The 17,702-nt window shown below is 30.8% G+C and carries 16 protein-coding genes; 10 read left to right on the top strand and 6 right to left on the bottom strand.

Annotation, left to right across the window (positions count from 1 at the left end; genetic code table 11):
• Positions 1-71: 71 nt before the first annotated feature.
• A complete protein-coding gene (locus tag ABMY20_RS04345) occupies positions 72-428 on the top strand; it encodes a hypothetical protein (protein WP_047788262.1) in 357 nt (118 codons plus the stop codon).
• Here ABMY20_RS04345 and ABMY20_RS04340 read toward each other — a convergent pair.
• Entirely contained in the window at positions 425-1,219 is a 795-nt protein-coding gene (locus ABMY20_RS04340; RefSeq protein ID WP_349264727.1) for an SDR family oxidoreductase, read from the bottom strand. The two genes, ABMY20_RS04345 and ABMY20_RS04340, sit on opposite strands and share 4 nt — an antisense overlap.
• 124 nt (positions 1,220-1,343) lie before the next feature.
• Between ABMY20_RS04340 and ABMY20_RS04335 the strand changes: the two genes are divergently transcribed.
• Positions 1,344-2,726, top strand: a complete 1,383-nt coding sequence (locus tag ABMY20_RS04335) for a TlpA disulfide reductase family protein (RefSeq protein WP_349264726.1) — start codon at positions 1,344-1,346, stop codon at positions 2,724-2,726.
• 54 nt (positions 2,727-2,780) lie between these two features.
• On the opposite strand, the gene ABMY20_RS04330 is transcribed toward ABMY20_RS04335, so the two are convergent.
• Positions 2,781-3,140: a YraN family protein gene (locus tag ABMY20_RS04330; RefSeq protein WP_159611053.1), complete on the bottom strand. Its 360-nt coding sequence runs from the start codon at positions 3,138-3,140 to the stop codon at positions 2,781-2,783.
• A gap of 39 nt (positions 3,141-3,179) precedes the next feature.
• Between ABMY20_RS04330 and ABMY20_RS04325 the strand changes: the two genes are divergently transcribed.
• On the top strand, positions 3,180-3,389 hold the full coding sequence (locus ABMY20_RS04325) for a DUF2892 domain-containing protein (RefSeq protein WP_159611051.1): 210 nt from the start codon (positions 3,180-3,182) through the stop codon (positions 3,387-3,389).
• Here the strand turns inward: ABMY20_RS04325 and ABMY20_RS04320 are convergent.
• Positions 3,386-4,372, bottom strand: a complete 987-nt coding sequence (locus ABMY20_RS04320; protein ID WP_349264725.1) for an LD-carboxypeptidase — start codon at positions 4,370-4,372, stop codon at positions 3,386-3,388. The genes ABMY20_RS04325 and ABMY20_RS04320 overlap by 4 nt on opposite strands.
• 115 nt (positions 4,373-4,487) lie before the next feature.
• On the opposite strand from ABMY20_RS04320, the gene metG reads away from it, so the two are divergent.
• The 3 genes from metG (at position 4,488) to ABMY20_RS04305 (ending at position 9,849) form a co-directional block, all read left to right on the top strand.
• Positions 4,488-6,542 (top strand): methionine--tRNA ligase, encoded by a 2,055-nt coding sequence (gene metG, locus ABMY20_RS04315; RefSeq protein ID WP_349264724.1) that lies wholly within the window; start codon positions 4,488-4,490, stop codon positions 6,540-6,542.
• Positions 6,543-6,754: 212 nt separating this feature from the next.
• On the top strand, positions 6,755-9,172 hold the full coding sequence (locus ABMY20_RS04310) for a hypothetical protein (protein ID WP_349264723.1): 2,418 nt from the start codon (positions 6,755-6,757) through the stop codon (positions 9,170-9,172).
• 416 nt (positions 9,173-9,588) lie between these two features.
• Positions 9,589-9,849, top strand: coding sequence for a hypothetical protein (locus tag ABMY20_RS04305; RefSeq protein WP_349264722.1), 261 nt, complete (start codon positions 9,589-9,591; stop codon positions 9,847-9,849).
• A gap of 287 nt (positions 9,850-10,136) precedes the next feature.
• On the opposite strand, the gene ABMY20_RS04300 is transcribed toward ABMY20_RS04305, so the two are convergent.
• Positions 10,137-10,391: a hypothetical protein gene (locus ABMY20_RS04300; RefSeq protein WP_047787916.1), complete on the bottom strand. Its 255-nt coding sequence runs from the start codon at positions 10,389-10,391 to the stop codon at positions 10,137-10,139.
• 138 nt (positions 10,392-10,529) lie between these two features.
• Positions 10,530-11,498, bottom strand: a complete 969-nt coding sequence (gene trpS, locus ABMY20_RS04295; protein ID WP_349264721.1) for a tryptophan--tRNA ligase — start codon at positions 11,496-11,498, stop codon at positions 10,530-10,532.
• Between the two features lie 170 nt (positions 11,499-11,668).
• Here trpS and ABMY20_RS04290 point away from each other — a divergent pair, with 170 nt between their 5' ends.
• The 3 genes from ABMY20_RS04290 to ABMY20_RS04280 all read left to right on the top strand — a co-directional run bounded on the left by ABMY20_RS04290 (position 11,669) and on the right by ABMY20_RS04280 (position 16,366).
• Positions 11,669-12,451: a lysophospholipid acyltransferase family protein gene (locus ABMY20_RS04290; protein WP_349264720.1), complete on the top strand. Its 783-nt coding sequence runs from the start codon at positions 11,669-11,671 to the stop codon at positions 12,449-12,451.
• Positions 12,432-13,073 (top strand): hemolysin III family protein, encoded by a 642-nt coding sequence (locus ABMY20_RS04285; protein ID WP_349264719.1) that lies wholly within the window; start codon positions 12,432-12,434, stop codon positions 13,071-13,073. Before ABMY20_RS04290 ends, ABMY20_RS04285 begins: the two co-directional genes overlap by 20 nt.
• Before the next feature lie 146 nt (positions 13,074-13,219).
• Entirely contained in the window at positions 13,220-16,366 is a 3,147-nt protein-coding gene (locus ABMY20_RS04280) for a M43 family zinc metalloprotease (protein ID WP_349264718.1), read from the top strand.
• 49 nt (positions 16,367-16,415) lie between these two features.
• Here ABMY20_RS04280 and ABMY20_RS04275 read toward each other — a convergent pair whose 3' ends face one another.
• Entirely contained in the window at positions 16,416-16,886 is a 471-nt protein-coding gene (locus ABMY20_RS04275; RefSeq protein ID WP_073182265.1) for a CYTH domain-containing protein, read from the bottom strand.
• A gap of 92 nt (positions 16,887-16,978) precedes the next feature.
• Here ABMY20_RS04275 and recO point away from each other — a divergent pair, with 92 nt between their 5' ends.
• Positions 16,979-17,701: a DNA repair protein RecO gene (gene recO / locus ABMY20_RS04270; RefSeq protein WP_159611031.1), complete on the top strand. Its 723-nt coding sequence runs from the start codon at positions 16,979-16,981 to the stop codon at positions 17,699-17,701.
• Position 17,702: the final 1 nt, after the last annotated feature.

Raw genomic sequence — 17,702 nt, 5'->3', positions numbered from 1 at the left:
GCCTTCTACTATAAAATCTATGCTCAAATATACATAACTCATTTGTATCTTTGCTTTTTCAAAAAGCACAAATGGCAAAAGAAATCAATTTAAAAGAAAAGTGGGATTTTGTAATAACTCAATTATCACAACAATTTGCTGACGGTGATGAGCTTAATATAGATGGAGTTATCTACCTAATTGGCGTTCAAGAATTGGGACAAGGGCATCGTAAGTTTAAAAAAGATGAAAAGGTCAACCTTATGCATATTGCTATTTGTAAGTTGTTAGAACCTTACGGATACTATGAATTCGATTTTTTTGACGATGATGGATGGCCTCATTATAAAACTTTAACAGAATTACCTAATTTAAAACCTGGGGAACAATCTGTTTTAATGAAAGAAGCCATCATTAATTATTTTGAACTAATTAATTTTTTTGATTAAGTAACACTTAATTTCCGAATCATTTTTGATAATAACTTAGGGAAAAAACGTTTCGTATATACACCTAACTTTTCCTTCACACCTGCTATATAAACTTCTTCTTTTTTATTCTTTATAGCTTTTAACATCATTCTAGCAAATCTATCTGGATCTATACCATTTGCTGTCGCTATGTCCATTGTACTTTGCGGGGTACCATTTCCTGTTAATGCATTTTTCGACACATTGGTAGTTACAAATCCTGGACAAATTAAAGTAACAGCAATGTTGTCTTTATAATGTTCTGCTCTCAAACTATCAAAAAAACCATGTAAAGCATGTTTCGTAGCAGCGTACGTAGAACGTAATGGAGTTCCTATTTTACCAACAATACTCGTAGTTACAACAAAATGCCCTGATTTATTTTCAATAAAATGAGGTAACAAGGCTTTTGTAAGCGCCACAGTTCCTAAATAATTAACATCCAGCAAACGTTTATCAACTTTTATTGAAGTATTTTTCACTAGCGATCGTTGACTTATTCCTCCGTTGTTCACTAAAACATCTACTCTTCCAAAAAATGAAATTGCTTTGATTACCCTCTCATGAAGGTTTTCATAATCTTCTAAATCTAAAGGCAAAATCATAACTTTTTCAGGAAATTTACAACTCTTTTTCACTTCTCTTAAAATGCTTTCATTTCTTGATGATATAATTAATTTTGCTTCATAATTAGATAACTCAATGACTAGAGATTTACCGATTCCTGAAGACGCACCTGTTACCCAAAATATTTGTTCTTTAAAGTTCATGTTTTCAAATGATTAAAAAAACGTTTCTAAAATACACAAGATAAAATAAAAGTGGTACACTTCTTGGATAGAAGTTCGTAAATGACTAGTTTTAAAACCTTATTAATAACCCTTTTTAAATATTATGATGAAAAAATTACTGGCTCTATTAATATTCACTACATCACTTGCAAATGCACAGTATACTGTTAAAGGTACCATGACCCCTCCAGACAAAGGAGATTGGGTTATTTTATATAAAATTGAGGGAGCAAAACAAAAGTTTCTTGCCAATGCCACCATTAAATTTGATACTGTAGCTATAAGCGGTGAAAAACAAGTTTTAGGTAAATTTAGTTTTGAACTACCTAATACAGCAACTCCAGGTGCTTACAGAGCTACTTATAGAAATTCTGGTGCAGGTTTTGTTGATTTTTTCTTTAATAAAGAAAATGTTGAATTTGTTTTTAATCCAAAATATCCGGACCAATCGGTTTTATTTACTAGCTCTAGAGAAAACAAATTATACAATGAATACTTACAAGCATATAATGCTGTTCAAAAAAAGATAGATTCATTACAAGCTTCTTATATTGAAACTAAATCAAAAGACACAAAAAAAGCATACAAAAAAGAGCTTAAAGAGTTAGAAGATGTTCAAGAAATGTATGAAAATAAGTCTGAAGGAATGTTAGTAAATAGTTTTATAAAAGCCTCTCGCCGTTATAATTCATCTAACCCTCATGATAACGTTCAAGATTATTTATCTGCTACTAGTGAAAACTTTTTTGAATATGTAGATTTTAAAAGTGACAAACTATACAATTCTTCTTTTTTGATTGACCGAATTAACGATTATGTTTTTTACCTAAATTATTCAGAAGATAAGGATGTTCAACAAAAATTAATAAAGGAATCTATTACCAATGTTATGAAGAAAATTTCTTCTAACAAGTTAGAAAAAGCAGTTATCGATTATTTAATTAGTGCTCTTACTGAAAAACGTAACGGGCCTGCAGTAGACTGGATGTTTGCTGAATATTATGACAAACTTCCTGCTGAAGATCAAGATGTTGATTTTAAAAAGGAAAAACTAGACATCTTACTTGCAACAGTAGGTAGAGTGGCACCTGACTTTTCTTGGAAAGAAGGAGATAAAGAATATAAATTATCAACATTAAATGATGGAAACAAGTATTTGTTAGTATTCTGGAGTACTGGTTGCCCACACTGTATAAAAGAAATTCCAGAACTTTATAAGTTTATGCAAACTCATAAAGAAGTATCGGTAGTTTCTTTTGGTATTGAAAATGAAGAAAATGAATGGGACGAGTTTGTTAAGAATTTACCAGGATGGCACAATGCTATTGGAACACATCCTGAGTATAAGTTTGACAACGAAACCGTAAAAAAATATAACCTACTTGGTACTCCGTCTTATTTCGTATTAGACAAAGACAAAAATATTATTGCTATGCCTGATCACGTTGAAGACGTAGAAAAATATTTCAATAGCGATAAGAAATAAATATCAATATAACGTAAAGAAAAAGCTCAACAAATTTGTTGAGCTTTTTCTTTTTTAAAAATATAAAAATGCATCTTCAATATGCTCTATTACAAACTCATTTCGTTGTTTAATGATAGCAATGATATCAAACCGTATTTCAACATCTAACCCTCGTTCATTTACATAATTATCAATAGCAGTAACTAATAGCTTTATTTTCTTTGAGTTCACAAAGTCTTGTGGATTTCCAAAATAAGATGTAGATCTTGTTTTAACCTCAATAACAACCAATACATCTTTTTTTTGAGCAATAATATCAACCTCTGCTTTTTGGAAATAGTAATTTTTTTCAACAATAGTGTACCCATTTTTAACAAGATAATCTATTGCTAGTTGCTCTCCCTTCTTACCAAGTTCATTGTGTTGTGCCATTTAAAAACTTATATTTGAGTAACCGTAAGTCTTTTTATCATGAAAAAAAACATAGGAAACATTGATAAAGCTATTAGAACTTTCATTGCTCTTATAATAGCTATGCTATCTTACTTTGAATTTATTACAGGAATTTTTGGTAATATCTTACTTGTATTAGCAATTATACTTTTGGTTACTAGTTTAATAAATTTTTGCCCATTATACAAGTTGTTAGGAATAAACACATGTAGAACAAAAAACAGTTAATTAAATTCTACCAAACACTGCTTATTCTTACTTATCGATAATTTAACTTCTCTGCCCATTATCAATGCTCTATTATCTGGTTCATGACCTGCAGGAAAATTAAATAATATAGGAACATCTTCAGGAACAACTCCTAAAATTAATTGTTCTATTGAACTTCCCCAAGGAGTGGTATTTCTCTTAATCTTAGTCATACCTCCCACAATAATCGCTTTAACTTTAGTAAAATACCCTGCTCGCCTTAAACTTTGTAACATTCTATCTATCGAGTACTTATATTCTCCTATTTCTTCAATAAACAAAACTTTTCCATCTGTAGAAATTTGACTGTCCGACCCTAACATCGAAGCCAAAATAGCAATATTACCTCCCACTAATTCTCCTGAAACCTCACCTACTTTATTCTCTTGTGAAGCAGGAACTTCATAGCGTAATTTTTCTCCAAATAATGCTTTCTTAAAAGTAGCGATTGTTTGCACAAGATCTTTTGGATCTTCTTCCATACTTGTTCCCATCATCGCATGCATTGTTTCAATACCTAAATTATGAATATGATTATGAAATGCTGTAACATCAGAATACCCAATAATCCATTTTGGATGTTTTTTAAAATTAGTAAAATCTAATCTATCTAAAATCCTCACAGAACCATATCCTCCGCGTGCACTCCAAATTGCCTTAATACTAGGATTGTCTAACGCGTCTTGAAAATCTTGACAACGTTCTTCATCAGTACCTGCAAAATGATCATTCTGATTAAACATATGCTTCCCATACACTACCTTTAACCCCCAAATTTCTGCTAATTTTTTAGCTTTATCAATGGTTTGTTTACGATTTTTTAATATTCCAGCAGGAGCAACAATTGCAATCGTATCTCCCTTTTGCAAATAGGGTGGTGTGGTTAACTTCATCGTTTTATTTTGTGCATAACCTGATATAATTATCAGTATAAAAAATAAGGTGAAAATTCTTTTTTCCATAAACAAGTTACTTTTCTTGACTTTAAAAGTCTAAAGTCCATCAAATGTACCTAATTTATAACAGTATAAAAAATTGCTTTTTCGTACTTTTGCGCTTTAATTTTAGTAGAAAAACATGAGTACACCAAAAAGATATACAATTACAGCAGCATTACCTTATACAAATGGCCCAATCCATATTGGACATTTGGCAGGAGTGTATGTTCCTGGAGATATTTATGCGCGTTATCTGCGTCAAAAAGGAAAAGACGTAGCCTATATTTGTGGTTCTGATGAACACGGAGTTGCGATACCAATGCGTGCTAAAAAAGAAGGTGTTACTCCACAAGCTATTATTGACAAGTACAACGGAATCATTAAAAAATCGTTTGAAGATTTCGGTATTTCTTTTGATAATTACTCGCGTACCTCGGCTGAAATTCATCATAAAACAGCTTCAGATTTCTTTATTAAATTATACAATGATGGTGAATTTGTTGAAGAAGTTACGCAACAATTGTATGATGAAGAAGCTAATCAATTTTTAGCAGATCGTTTTGTTATTGGTACATGCCCTAAATGTGGAAACGAAGAAAGTTATGGAGACCAATGTGAAAAATGTGGGACAAGTCATAATGCTACAGATTTAATTAATCCTAAATCAGCTATTACTGGAAATGTTCCTACCTTAAAAGAAACTAAACATTGGTTTTTACCTTTAGATAAACACGAAGCTTTCTTACGCGAATGGATTTTAGAAGGACATAAAAATGATTGGAAACCTAACGTATTAGGGCAATGTAAATCATGGATTGATGACGGACTACGTCCTCGTGCAGTAACCCGTGATTTAGATTGGGGAATTCCTGTTCCTGTGGATGGTGCTGACGGAAAAGTTTTATATGTTTGGTTTGATGCGCCTATTGGTTATATCTCTTCTACTAAAGAATGGGCTGCTCGTGAAGGTAAAAACTGGGAAGACTATTGGAAAAAAGACGATACCAAATTAGTACACTTTATTGGTAAAGATAATATTGTATTTCACTGTATTATTTTCCCTGCCATGTTAAAAGCACATGGTGATTTTATTTTACCAGAAAATGTCCCCGCTAACGAGTTTTTAAATTTAGAAGGGAATAAGTTATCTACCTCTAAAAACTGGGCGGTTTGGTTACATGAGTACTTAGAGGAATTTCCTGACCAACAAGATGTGTTACGTTATACCTTAACAGCTAACGCTCCTGAAAATAAAGATAATGATTTTACTTGGAAAGATTTTCAAGCAAAGAACAATAACGAGTTAGTTGCTATTTTCGGAAACTTTATTAACCGTGTTGTAGTATTAACAAACAAATACTACAACGGGCAGGTGCCACCTGCGGGGGAATTCTCAGAAATTGACAAAGACACTTTAGAGCAATTACAGCAATTCCCAGATATTATTGCAAAATCTATAGAACGTTATCGTTTTAGAGAAGCTTCTCAAGAAATGATGAATTTAGCTCGTTTAGGTAACAAGTATTTAGCTGACGAAGAGCCATGGAAAGTAATTAAAGTTGACGAAGAGCGCACCAAAACTATTATGAACGTTGCCTTGCAAATCGCAACAGGTTTAGCAGTGTTATCAGAACCTTTTTTACCGTTTACTTCAAGTAAATTAAAGTCAATTTTAAATATTGATACTACGCTTGCCTGGAATGATGTAGCTGAAAAAGATGTTTTATTACCTGAAGGCCATCAAGTAAACAAAGCTGAATTATTATTTTCTAAAATTGAAGATACTACAATTCAAACACAGTTAGACAAGTTAGAAGCTACCAAGAAAGCAAATGAAGCTGCTAACAAAGTAGTTGAGCCTCAAAAAGAAACTATTCAATTTGACGATTTCACAAAAATGGATATTCGAATAGGGACTATTGTTGCTGCTGAAAAAGTAGCTAAAACAAAAAAGTTATTGAAGCTTACCGTCGATGTTGGTATTGATACACGTACGATTGTTTCTGGTATTGCAGAAAGCTTTAAACCAGAAGATATCGTTGGTCAGCAAGTATCTGTACTGTGTAATTTAGCTCCTAGAAAATTACGTGGTGTAGAAAGTCAAGGAATGATTTTAATGACAGATACTCCTGATGGTAAACTAGCTTTTGTTCAACCTTCTGAAAAGGTGAATAATGGGGAGTTTATAGCTTAAAATTAAAATACAATTTATATACAAAACCTCACTCTCCAGTGAGGTTTTACTTTTTTTAAACCTATTTGCCCAAGAGATTTTAACTCCTTACTGCCTATCAATAAACCCTTTAAAACTACGATTCTATTAAATCTTTAGTACACCTTATAAATACACTTAATTTAAGGCATAATTTTTGAAAGGCTTTTGACACTCATTAGTAAAAAAATTACATGAAAACTGAACTCTTATTCTACAAAAAGCTAACCAAAACCCTTAAGTTATCTTTATTTATTAATTTTCTTTTTATTAAAACCTACTCTTTTACACAACAACAAAAAACAAACCCAGTAATTACTAATTTTCAAAACTATGCTTCTGACTATAGAGAGCTAGCCTATTCTCAACTCAACAAATCTACCTATATAAAAGGAGAAACTCTGGGGTTTTGTAGTTATATAATTGATAAGGCTAAAAAAACTCCTTCACTCTTAACTAAAAACTTATATTGTGTTATTACAGATGAAAAAAATCATATTATTAAGGGTAAACTAATTAAAGTTAATCGAGGAATTGCATATAACTCTTTTGAGATTGATAGTCTTTTCTCTAGTGGAAAGTATACTTTTAAAGCATACACAAACTGGATGAAAAATTTTGATGAACCCAACACCTTTGTTGAATCTTTTAAAGTCATTGATCCAGAAAAAAATTCTTACTTAAAAAGAAAGACTCTTTCTAGTGTAATAGATGCTCAATTTTTACCCGAAGGTGGTTACCTCATAAACAATATAAAAACTAAAGTAGGAGTTACCATAAAAGACAGTAACGGATATGGTATTCCAAATGTAGCAGGTAAAGTATACGATTCTAACAACACCCTTATTACTACTTTTAAAACTAACTTCTTAGGTATTGGTAATTTTTCTTTACTTCCAAAAGCGAAACAAAATTACATAGTTAAAATCATACATTTAGATAAAGAATATAAACACACCATAACAGGAATTAAAAGTAAAGGAGTTTCAATTAAACTAAACCAAGTGAACAACAAAGTTCTTATAGAGTTAGGAACAAATCAAAAAACATTAAGAAATATTAAAAATAAGCCTTTTAAATTAACTATCCATAATGGAGTTATTATAAAAGAAGCAGTTATTAAATTTAAAGAAACTAGTTTTTTTAAAGTAATTGATCATAAAAAATTACTCCCTGGTATAAATATTTTTACACTTTTTGACGAAGACAATAACCCTATTTTAGAACGTCTTTTTTTCAATTATAAAGGTATTGAAACGTTAACTTTAAAAGAGCCTAAACTTTCAAAAAAAGGAGATTCTTTACAAATTGACATCCCCTTCTTTCAACTTTCTAACAGACCTAAAAATAATATTCATCTTAGTGTATCTGTACTACCAAAAGAAACTAAAGCTTATCAAAAAAACCATAATATAATTTCTTATACACACCTACAACCATATGTTAAAGGCTATATAGAAAATGCTAGATATTATTTCACCAACATTAATAGAAAAAAGAAATATCATTTAGACAATTTACTCCTCACTCAAGGCTGGAGTAGTTATGATTGGAACTCAATTTTTGAAAACAATACTTCAAACCACTTTGCTTTTGAAAATGGCATTACCATTAAAGTTAATAAAAATAATATTAATAACTCTAAATTTTTTATTTCTCCATTAAAGCTTAATAATCCAAGTATTATAAATGTCCAAGAAAATAAAAAGTTTTTTATGGAAGACGGCTTATATCCATTGGAAAAAGAATCTTTAAAATTAAGTGAATTAAATAAAAATGGAAAACTAATTAAACCTAATTTATACGTTCAATTTTCTCCTAATAAAATCCCCTTAATTAATAACTATTTAAAAACATCCTTGCCTCCAGAAAACAGTTATTATTCATATGAATTTAAAAGAAGCCCTTTTTTATACTCTGAGCTTGATGAATACCAAAACCTAGACGAAGCTGTTATTAGTGTAAATTTAAGACAGCAAAAAATTGATAAGATTCAATCTAAAAATTGGGGCGATATCTATTTAATCGATGACTCTCTTAGAAAGTCTAATTTAAGATTACCTAACTATATCACTTCATATGTAATGGGGTTTACTGTTACTGAATATATGGGACGATTTATTCTAAGTAAAAGTTCTGGAAGATCATCCTTCAACTCAGCACCTCCAACTGTTTACTTAGACGATGTAATTCAATCAAATTTAGACTTTTTGCATCATTTTAATATGGATGATATAGATTATATGGTTGCAAATCGTCATGGATTTGGTGAGGGTATGCGTGGGTCTAATGGAGTTTTAAAGATTTATACACGTAAATCTTCTAGCGTAAGAAGAAAAATTGACAATAACAGGAAGTTTAATTTCCCTTTAACCTTTTCAAGTAGCAAAAAGTTTTACACCCCTAAATACAAAACTTACAAGACTTCCTTTTACAAGGAATATGCTGTAATAGACTGGATTCCTAACGTTATGTTAGATAATGAAGGAAATTTAAGTTTTAAAATACACAACCCAGCTAATACAAATATCTCTCTTTTTATAGAAGGAATAACTAAAGATGGAAAATATATTGTAGCTAAAAAAGTATTAAATGTTGATTCTAATAAATAAGACAGATTATATTCGCAACCTCGCTTTAATGCGAGTTTTTTTATACTTCTTAATAACTAAAAATATAACTCAATTATTTACTGTAAACTTAACAAACCATAAAGTTTCAACAGCAACTTTCAACAAGCCTCTTTCTAATATTAAATCAGGAAGAAAAAAACAATTCTTTTATCTTTGTTAATAAAATAGCAGTAGTAGCAACTACGAAGGATATTTTATCAATATACATCTTAGACTTAGCAACTGGGAATTTCAGCTGCTAGTAAAGATGAGGAAATACTCTTTAAAACTCTCCAATCATTCAAAAAGGAGACTTTTATAACGGTTATAGAGAGCTAGAAAAAACTAAGAAATTTTTACGTAAAATAACTACTGGTAAAATTGGTGTTTCAGTCGTTAAAAATAAAAATAGTTACTTGTTTACTTTAGAGGGGTATGTTGAACAAAGGTCTGCTGCTCCAATGATGATGGCAGGTTTTGGAGGAATAGGCGAACCAATAGCTAGCCTAGGAAGTGTAAATGTGAACCTTTTCTTTAACCCTACCATGTTTGCATATAATTCTTTCACCAATACAAAATCAACTCAAATTGAATGTTTATTTAACACAGGTTTTGAGCACATTAAAGACACCAAAATACCTAGGAATATTTTTGATAAAATAAAAAGTACCCCCTAGAAAAAGCGATATTGCCTACACTATTTTTAAATATAAAGATTTTTATATTAGAAGTGATTATACCCCTAGCGACAAAAGATATCACTTAAGAAAATTCACAAGATAAATTAACCTTTTACTATAATTTGTAACCTTGCTATTCATGCGAGGTTTTAATACCTTTTGAGAAGTAAAAGTAAAAAAAGATTACAGTACTTTTGTAAATTTTATATGAATATTTTTTATTGATATCCTATATTAAAAACCCAGAATATATATTCTGGGTTTAGTTATTATATTTGAATTTCTTAGCTTTCTTCTTCGCCTACAAGTTCTCCTTGTGTGGTTACAGATCCAGTAGTTGCGTTTCCATATACAGGAGTTTCATTTCTTAAAATGTCAATTACTCTAGCAAAATTATCTGCTGTCATATATGGAGTTTCCTGTCTTTTCCCCTGAAATGTCGTAAAGTAAAACTTACCCAAATCAATTTTAGGATCCCATAAAGCTTGATATTCTTTTAGTTTTGTCCATCCTGTTGTTCCTTGTGCATAATGTGGCATAATATATTAGTTTGAGGTTAATAGTAGTGTAAAACTATCAAAAAACACAACTAACAAAGGTTACCTATTCCCCGTTTTTCATAGGGATATACTCCTGATTTTTTAAGGATAAAAAGACTTATTTACTAGATGATATAATTAATATCCTATTTTACCTCGAACTCTTTGTAGCACATCTTTTGCTATAACACGAGCTTTTTCTGCACCTACAGCTAAAGCTTCGTCAATTTCATGACGGTTTTCCATATAGTGACTATACTTAGCACGTACATCAGCAAATTTTTCTACAATTAATTCATAAAGAGCTTGTTTTGCATGTCCGTAGCCATACCCTCCATTTTCATAATTAGCACGCATTTGAGCTATTTGTTCTTCCGAAGCTAACAATTTATATATAGCAAAAACATTGTCACTATCTGGATCTTTTGGATCTTCTAACGCTTTACTATCTGTTTGAATAGCCATAATCTGCTTACGTAACTTTTTGTCTGGTAAGAAAATATTGATGAAGTTATTTCGAGATTTACTCATTTTTTCACCATCAGCACCAGGTACTAGTTTTGTGTTTTCATTTATCTTGGCTTGAGGTGGAACTAAGGTTTCACCAACTATGTTATTAAATCTGTTAGCAACATCACGCGTCATTTCTAAATGCTGTAACTGATCTTTTCCTACTGGAACAATTTCAGCATCGTACAGCAAAATATCCGCAGCCATTAACATTGGATACGTAAATAAACCAGCATTAACATCTGCTAAACGATCAGCTTTATCTTTAAATCCGTGTGCTAAGGTTAAACGTTGGTACGGAAAAAAGCAGCTTAAATACCAAGTTAATTCAGTAACCTCAGGAATGTCACTTTGACGATAAAAAACAGTTTTATTAATATCAATACCACAAGCAAGCCAAGTAGCTGCAACACTATAAGTGTTTTCGCGCAATTCATTTCCATCTTTAATTTGGGTTAAAGAGTGCATATCTGCAATAAATATAAATGATTCGTTTTTAGAATCATTAGCCATTTCAATTGCAGGTAAAATTGCTCCTAATAAATTTCCTAAATGTGGGGTTCCTGTACTTTGTACTCCTGTTAAAATTCTTGACATAAGTCTGTTTTGAAATATTATTAATAAGTGCTTGCTTAAGTCAACAAAAATAAGCTTAAAATTTATCAAACAAAAGAAATTACTACTTTCGCATTTTAAACGAGTTTAGGTTTTTAAATTCCTCAAAAAAGAAAAATAAAGTTAGTTGGTTAATTATAAATTTTAAAAATTTGAAATACATATATTTTCCTATTCGTTTTATTTGGCGTGTTTGGTTTTACACGTTAATAGTAGTTTCCATACTAATAATGTTACCTTTCTTACTAGTCTTAACTTCAGATGAGAAGTATTACCCTGCTTTTTGGAAAATGGTTAGAGTTTGGGCTTTCTTTTTAATTTATGGAATGGGGTTTCGATTAAATATAGAAAGGGAACAGGAAATAAACTGTAATGAGAGTTACATGTTTTGTAGTAATCATGCATCATTTATTGATCCGTGGGTGTTAATAGCAATGAGTAAAAACCCAATAGTTTTTGTAGGGAAGAAAGAATTAGCAAAATTTCCAATTTTTGGTTTTTTTTATAAAAAAGTCGTTATTGTAGTTGATAGGAGTGATTTAGAAAGTAGAAAAAAAGTATATGAAGAAGCCCATAAGAGATTAAAAAATGGAACAAGTATTGCTATTTTTCCTGAAGGTTTAGTGCCAACAGAAGATGTAGTTTTAGCACCTTTTAAAAATGGAGCATTCAGTTTGGCTATAGAGCATCAAATACCTATTGTACCTCAAGTTTATTATGACGGGAAGCGTTTATTTTCATGGGATTTCTTTAAAGGGTCACCAGGTTTACTACGAGTAAAACAATGTAAATTCATAGAGACAAAAAATTTAATTACTCAAGATAAGAACAAGTTAAGGGAGCAGACTTATAATATAATATACAATGAATTAATTAATGATGAGTTGTATATGAAAGACACAAATCGTTCCATTCATGAAAGAAAGTTTAAATAACCATTACAGCCAAAAAGAGGAAAGATTAAACATACTTACTCATGGTTTTGGGCTATTGTTAAGTATTATAGCCTTACCTTTTCTGGCACATAAATCATTCAATTACGATGGTTTATGGCAGATAGTCAGTTTTTTAATTTATGGATTTAGTTTAGTAATTCTATATGCAGCATCTACCTTTTATCATGCAGCTAAAAAACCTAAGCTAAGACGAAAACTAAATATTTTTGATCATGCAGCTATTTATGTGTTAATAGCAGGAACTTATACTCCCTTTTGTCTGGTTACTTTGTCAGGAGAATTAGGTTGGTATATGTTTATCTTTGTTTGGGTGTTTGCATTTATAGGTGTTATATTAAAATTCTTTTTTACAGGGAAGTTTGATAGGCTTTCTACAGCATTGTATTTATTAATGGGTTGGCAAGTAGTTTTTTTGATAAAACCATTAATGGAAAGGTTGCATGAAGATGGGGTAATGTATCTTTTTCTTGGAGGTGTTTTTTATACCGTTGGAGCTATCTTCTACTCTATAAAAAAATTGAGCTATAATCACGCAACGTTTCATGTTTTTGTTTTGCTTGGAAGTTTATCTCATTTCATATGTGTTTTGTTTTTTGTTTAGTTTTAATGTTAAAAAAATAAATAAAAAATCATTTTAAAGTTAAATTTATATTAATTGGTAATTTATTATTTATATTGGTTACTATTGTATTAATTTAATTTGTTTTGTAGTTGTAGGTTTGTTAAGTAATTTAAAATCAATCAATTATGAAACAAAAAAATATTTTGTTCCCCTTCTTCTTTTTGTTGTTTTTCTGTGTTGAGGTTATGTTGGCTCAAGACTGTAAAGTTACAATTGAAAATCAAAAGGTATTTTCAAAATACCCTGAATCAAAGAAAGAGTTTGAGAGGTTCAACCACTACACAAAAAAAGTAGTTAGTAAAAAGCAAATTTCGCAATCAAATAGAGCGGGAGAAACGTACATCATTCCAGTAGTAGTACATGTTTATGGTGCTACTCAGCATGGATTAACTGTAACTTACGATAAGATAAAAGTAGCATTAGATAAGTTAAATGAAGATTTTAATGGACTAAATGATGACTTTAATACGGTAGACCCTGTTTTTTCTGGTAGAAGAGGTACACTTAGTATACGGTTTGCATTAGCTAAGATAGATCCTAATGGAGGGAGCACTAATGGTGTTGTATTCCATCCAGAAAAGGCTGGTTATGGGAATGGAGGTGGTTATGATGCTCAAATAGCTGCAGATGCCTGGGATAATTATAAGTACATGAATGTATATATTATGGGAGACTTATATGCAGATGGAAGTTCGACAAACTCAGGAGTTGCATGGTATCCTAACACAGCAATGTCTAATAATAATACAGCAAGAGTAGTTTATAATGGACGTTATATTCATGGAAATACCAATAAAGAGTTTGCATCAGTATTAACCCATGAGTTTGGTCACTGGTTAAATCTTATTCATACATTTGAAGGGGGTTGTAATGATCCCAATGGAGATTATGTAGATGATACTCCAAAAGAAGACACTAACTCAGGAGATGATGGTTGTAATGTTGGTGCGAGTGATTGTGGTAATTTAATTAACTATGAAAACTATATGGGCTATGATTCCGCATCAGGTTGTGCAAAAATGTTTACACAAGGGCAAATAAATAGAATGTTAGTAGCATTAGATCATCCAGCTCGTAAACCCTTATGGCAACCATCTAACTTAGTAGCTACAGGAGTTAATTTGTCAGGAGGTTCACTTGTGGTAGATAATAATAAAGTTGAAGAAGCACTAACAAATAACGGTACAATTGTTAATGAATTAAAGCACATTACATTAGAGGGAGGAACATTTGCTGTTGGATCTGGAAACCTGTCTCTTGGTACTCATTTTGACTTAAATCTTCCACAAGGAATATCAGCACAAATTTCGGTAGTTAATAACAGAAAGTTAAGTGTAAATTTTACAGGTAAAGCTCTGAACCATGTAAAAGCAAATAATTCAACTGGAATTATAACATTTAAAGATGCTGCAATTTCGGGAGGTACAACAGCCTTAAACTCAAATAAAGTAGCTTTTGAGTTTAGTTTTTATGACCCTTACAAAATAGTATATGTAGATAACCAGGATTATACCGCGAACTCAGGTAGTACTTGGACGTTTTTTAGGATAGAAGGAGCAGAAAATGATAATGCTTTCGGAACTTTTTTTGAAAACAACGCACTAAAATTGGAAACGTATCAAAAAGCGTTGGTATGTCAACCAGGAACAAGAAACCCAATACCATTAACACTCGATACTGAAATTAACCAGCAAAGTTCATGGGTGTCAGGAGGGGCTTACCCCGATTTGCATGTGATTAGAGATGTAAATTATACAGCTTGGGATGGTAAAACGGCATATATAGGGTTTCAATTTCAACTATATCCAGGAAAGTTAAATTATGGATGGTTTAGAGTACAAGTGAATAATAATGGTTCTTCCTATTCACTTCTAGATTATGCGTATAGTACAGAACCCTATGGAGAAATTAAAGCAGGAAGTAAAGTTTATGGAGGTCAACCAACGTGTAATGATGGTATTCAAAATGGAGATGAAACTGGTGTTGATTGTGGTGGTACTTGTGAGCCATGTAACGTAGCTATTACTTACTGTGATTCTAATGGTAAAAATGCTAACGATGAATTTATTAGTAGAGTACAATTACATACAATAGATAATAGTTCTTCTAGTTCAAGCAATGGGTATGCTGATTATACAGCTTCTATATCTACTAATTTATTAAGGGGAGATAGTTATTCAGTAACAATAACTCCGAGTTGGAGAACAACAAAATATTCTGAAGGTTATAGTGTTTGGATTGATTATAATAAAAATGGAGATTTTACAGATCCAGGTGAACTGGTTTGGAGTAAATCAGCGTCTAAAGATAATATAGTTTCTGGACAATTTACTGTGCCTAACTCGGCAGTATTAGGAGATACTAGAATGAGGGTCTCAATGAAGTATAATGGTATAGCAACATCTTGTGAGTCTTTTAGTTATGGAGAGGTTGAGGATTATAAAATAATAATATCTGAGAATTCTTTGCCAACATGTAATGATGGTGTTCAAAACGGTGATGAAACTGGTGTTGATTGTGGAGGTTCATGTTTGCCTTGTGATACAACAGATAATATTGTATATGTTGATATAGATGACCTTACAGTCAGATCAAATGATACTTGGAAATTTTTTAGAATCGAATCAGGTGATGATACAGATTATGGTGCTTGGTATACAGGTAATACTTTACGATTAGTAACTTACGGTAAAGAATTGGTATGTAATGGAGTGAGTAATGAAGTGTCGTATTTAGAAGAAGGAGTAGTAATTGGAAGTTCAAGTAATTTCGTAACAGATTCACATAGTTTTTTAGTTAGTTCTTCTGATTATACTCTATGGAATGGAAAAACAGGATTTATAGGTTTTTCTTTTAAAATAAATGGAAATACACATTATGGATGGTTTCATGTTTCAGTAGCAAGTAATGGGCAATCTTACACACTAACAGATTATGCCTATAATAAAGTGGCAAACTTGCCAATTACAACCGTAAATAGAATTGGAGCTGTTGGAGCTCGTTATAATGAGTTAAGTAAAAATGTTACGCTTTATGCTGCTCCAAACCCTTTTGAATCACAAACAAAAATAAACCTTTCGGGTTTTTCTAAAAAAGAGGATATACAATTACATGTATACGATTTATTGGGGAGACATATTTATACTGAAAAGGTTAACTCATCCTCAACATATGTAGTGATTGATGAAAGCATCTTAAAAAAAGAGGGGATGTATTTGTTGAAAATACAATCAGGAGAAGAAATAAAAACACTTAGTATTTTAAAAAAATAAAAAGATTATTAAAATAAAAAATGGTAAAATCATCTATTTTTAGATGGTTTTACCATTTTTTATACGGTAATTTACTTAGGTTAGAATTATAGTATTTAGCATCTCCAGTAACTTCCTTACCTAACCACTCAGGTTTTGTAAAACTTTCATTTTCATTTTCTAACTCAACTTCAGCAATAAGCAATCCATCATTATCCCCTAAAAATTCATCTACTTCAAAAATATGATTGTCAATTTTTACTAAATATCTATATTTCTCAATACTACCTTTTTCACATAAATCAAAAAGACTCTCAGCTTCTTTCTTATCAATTTCTTTTTCCCATTCAAATCGAGTAGTTCCATTAGCACTTGATGCCCCTTTGATAGTTAAAAAACCAGTATTATCTTTTAAGCGAACTCGTACTACTCTTTTTTTATCTGAATTTAAAAAACCTTGTTTTATGTAGTTTTTTTGAAAAGCTTCTTGTTTAAAGTCTGTAGATTTTACCAAGAATTTTCGCTCTATCTCTGTTGCCATACTAAAGGAATCAATTTTACACGAATGTACTATTTTTGTTGGTATTATTGGTATATCTTTGATTAATGATTTTAATAGTTAAACTTGGTTAAATGGCAGTAGTTACTACAAAAGCCATTGTTTTGAGCTCTCTTAAATATGGAGATACTAGTTTGATAGTAAAATGTTTTACTTTACAAGAAGGAGTAAAATCGTACATGATAAAAGGAGTGCTAAAATCAAAAAAAGGAAAGTTAAAACCTGCGCACTTTCAACCATTAACACAGTTAAACCTTACGGCAAACCATAGTAATAAAAGCTCATTGCATTCTATTAAAGAAGTGCAAGTGATTCATCCTTATGAAACTATTTATACTTCTGTTGTTAAGCAAACAATTGTATTATTTTTATCTGAAGTGTTATCATATATTCTACAAGAAGAGGAAGAAAATAATCCTTTATACAGTTATATTGAAACTTCTATAATTTGGTTAGATACACATAATGAGGTTGCAAACTTTCATTTACTATTTTTATTAAATTTATCTAGGTATTTAGGTTTTTATCCAGATACAACCAATATTGATAAAACAGCATTTAATTTGTTAGAAGGAGGTTTTACCGATACGGAATATGAAAAGCTAACTCTATCGGGAAAAAAATTACTTCTTTTTAAAGGTATATTAGGCATAAATTTTGATGCAATAAATTCAATTTCTTATTCAAAAAAAGAAAGACAAATTATTCTCCGAATTATAGTTCAATATTATGAATTACATTTGGAAGGATTTAGAAAACCTAAATCATTAGATGTTTTAGAAACCGTGTTTAATTAAT

Source organism: Tenacibaculum sp. SSH1-16 (assembly GCF_040104435.1).
Taxonomy (GTDB): domain Bacteria; phylum Bacteroidota; class Bacteroidia; order Flavobacteriales; family Flavobacteriaceae; genus Polaribacter; species Polaribacter mesophilus.
The sequence above is the reverse complement of the archived record's forward strand: the minus strand, read 5'-3'. Positions and strand labels throughout refer to the sequence as shown.

Bases quoted from the DNA above. Each gene is read 5' to 3' on its own strand.
- ABMY20_RS04330 (WP_159611053.1), bottom strand. From the start codon at position 3,140: ATGGCACAACACAATGAACTTGGTAAGAAGGGAGAGCAACTAGCAATA.
- recO (WP_159611031.1), top strand. From the start codon at position 16,979: ATGGCAGTAGTTACTACAAAAGCCATTGTTTTGAGCTCTCTTAAATAT.
- ABMY20_RS04345 (WP_047788262.1), top strand. From the start codon at position 72: ATGGCAAAAGAAATCAATTTAAAAGAAAAGTGGGATTTTGTAATAACT.
- ABMY20_RS04335 (WP_349264726.1), top strand. From the start codon at position 1,344: ATGATGAAAAAATTACTGGCTCTATTAATATTCACTACATCACTTGCA.
- ABMY20_RS04285 (WP_349264719.1), top strand. From the start codon at position 12,432: ATGAAAGAAAGTTTAAATAACCATTACAGCCAAAAAGAGGAAAGATTA.
- ABMY20_RS04325 (WP_159611051.1), top strand. From the start codon at position 3,180: ATGAAAAAAAACATAGGAAACATTGATAAAGCTATTAGAACTTTCATT.
- ABMY20_RS04275 (WP_073182265.1), bottom strand. From the start codon at position 16,886: ATGGCAACAGAGATAGAGCGAAAATTCTTGGTAAAATCTACAGACTTT.
- ABMY20_RS04310 (WP_349264723.1), top strand. From the start codon at position 6,755: ATGAAAACTGAACTCTTATTCTACAAAAAGCTAACCAAAACCCTTAAG.
- ABMY20_RS04300 (WP_047787916.1), bottom strand. From the start codon at position 10,391: ATGCCACATTATGCACAAGGAACAACAGGATGGACAAAACTAAAAGAA.
- ABMY20_RS04280 (WP_349264718.1), top strand. From the start codon at position 13,220: ATGAAACAAAAAAATATTTTGTTCCCCTTCTTCTTTTTGTTGTTTTTC.
- trpS (WP_349264721.1), bottom strand. From the start codon at position 11,498: ATGTCAAGAATTTTAACAGGAGTACAAAGTACAGGAACCCCACATTTA.
- ABMY20_RS04320 (WP_349264725.1), bottom strand. From the start codon at position 4,372: ATGGAAAAAAGAATTTTCACCTTATTTTTTATACTGATAATTATATCA.
- ABMY20_RS04340 (WP_349264727.1), bottom strand. From the start codon at position 1,219: ATGAACTTTAAAGAACAAATATTTTGGGTAACAGGTGCGTCTTCAGGA.
- metG (WP_349264724.1), top strand. From the start codon at position 4,488: ATGAGTACACCAAAAAGATATACAATTACAGCAGCATTACCTTATACA.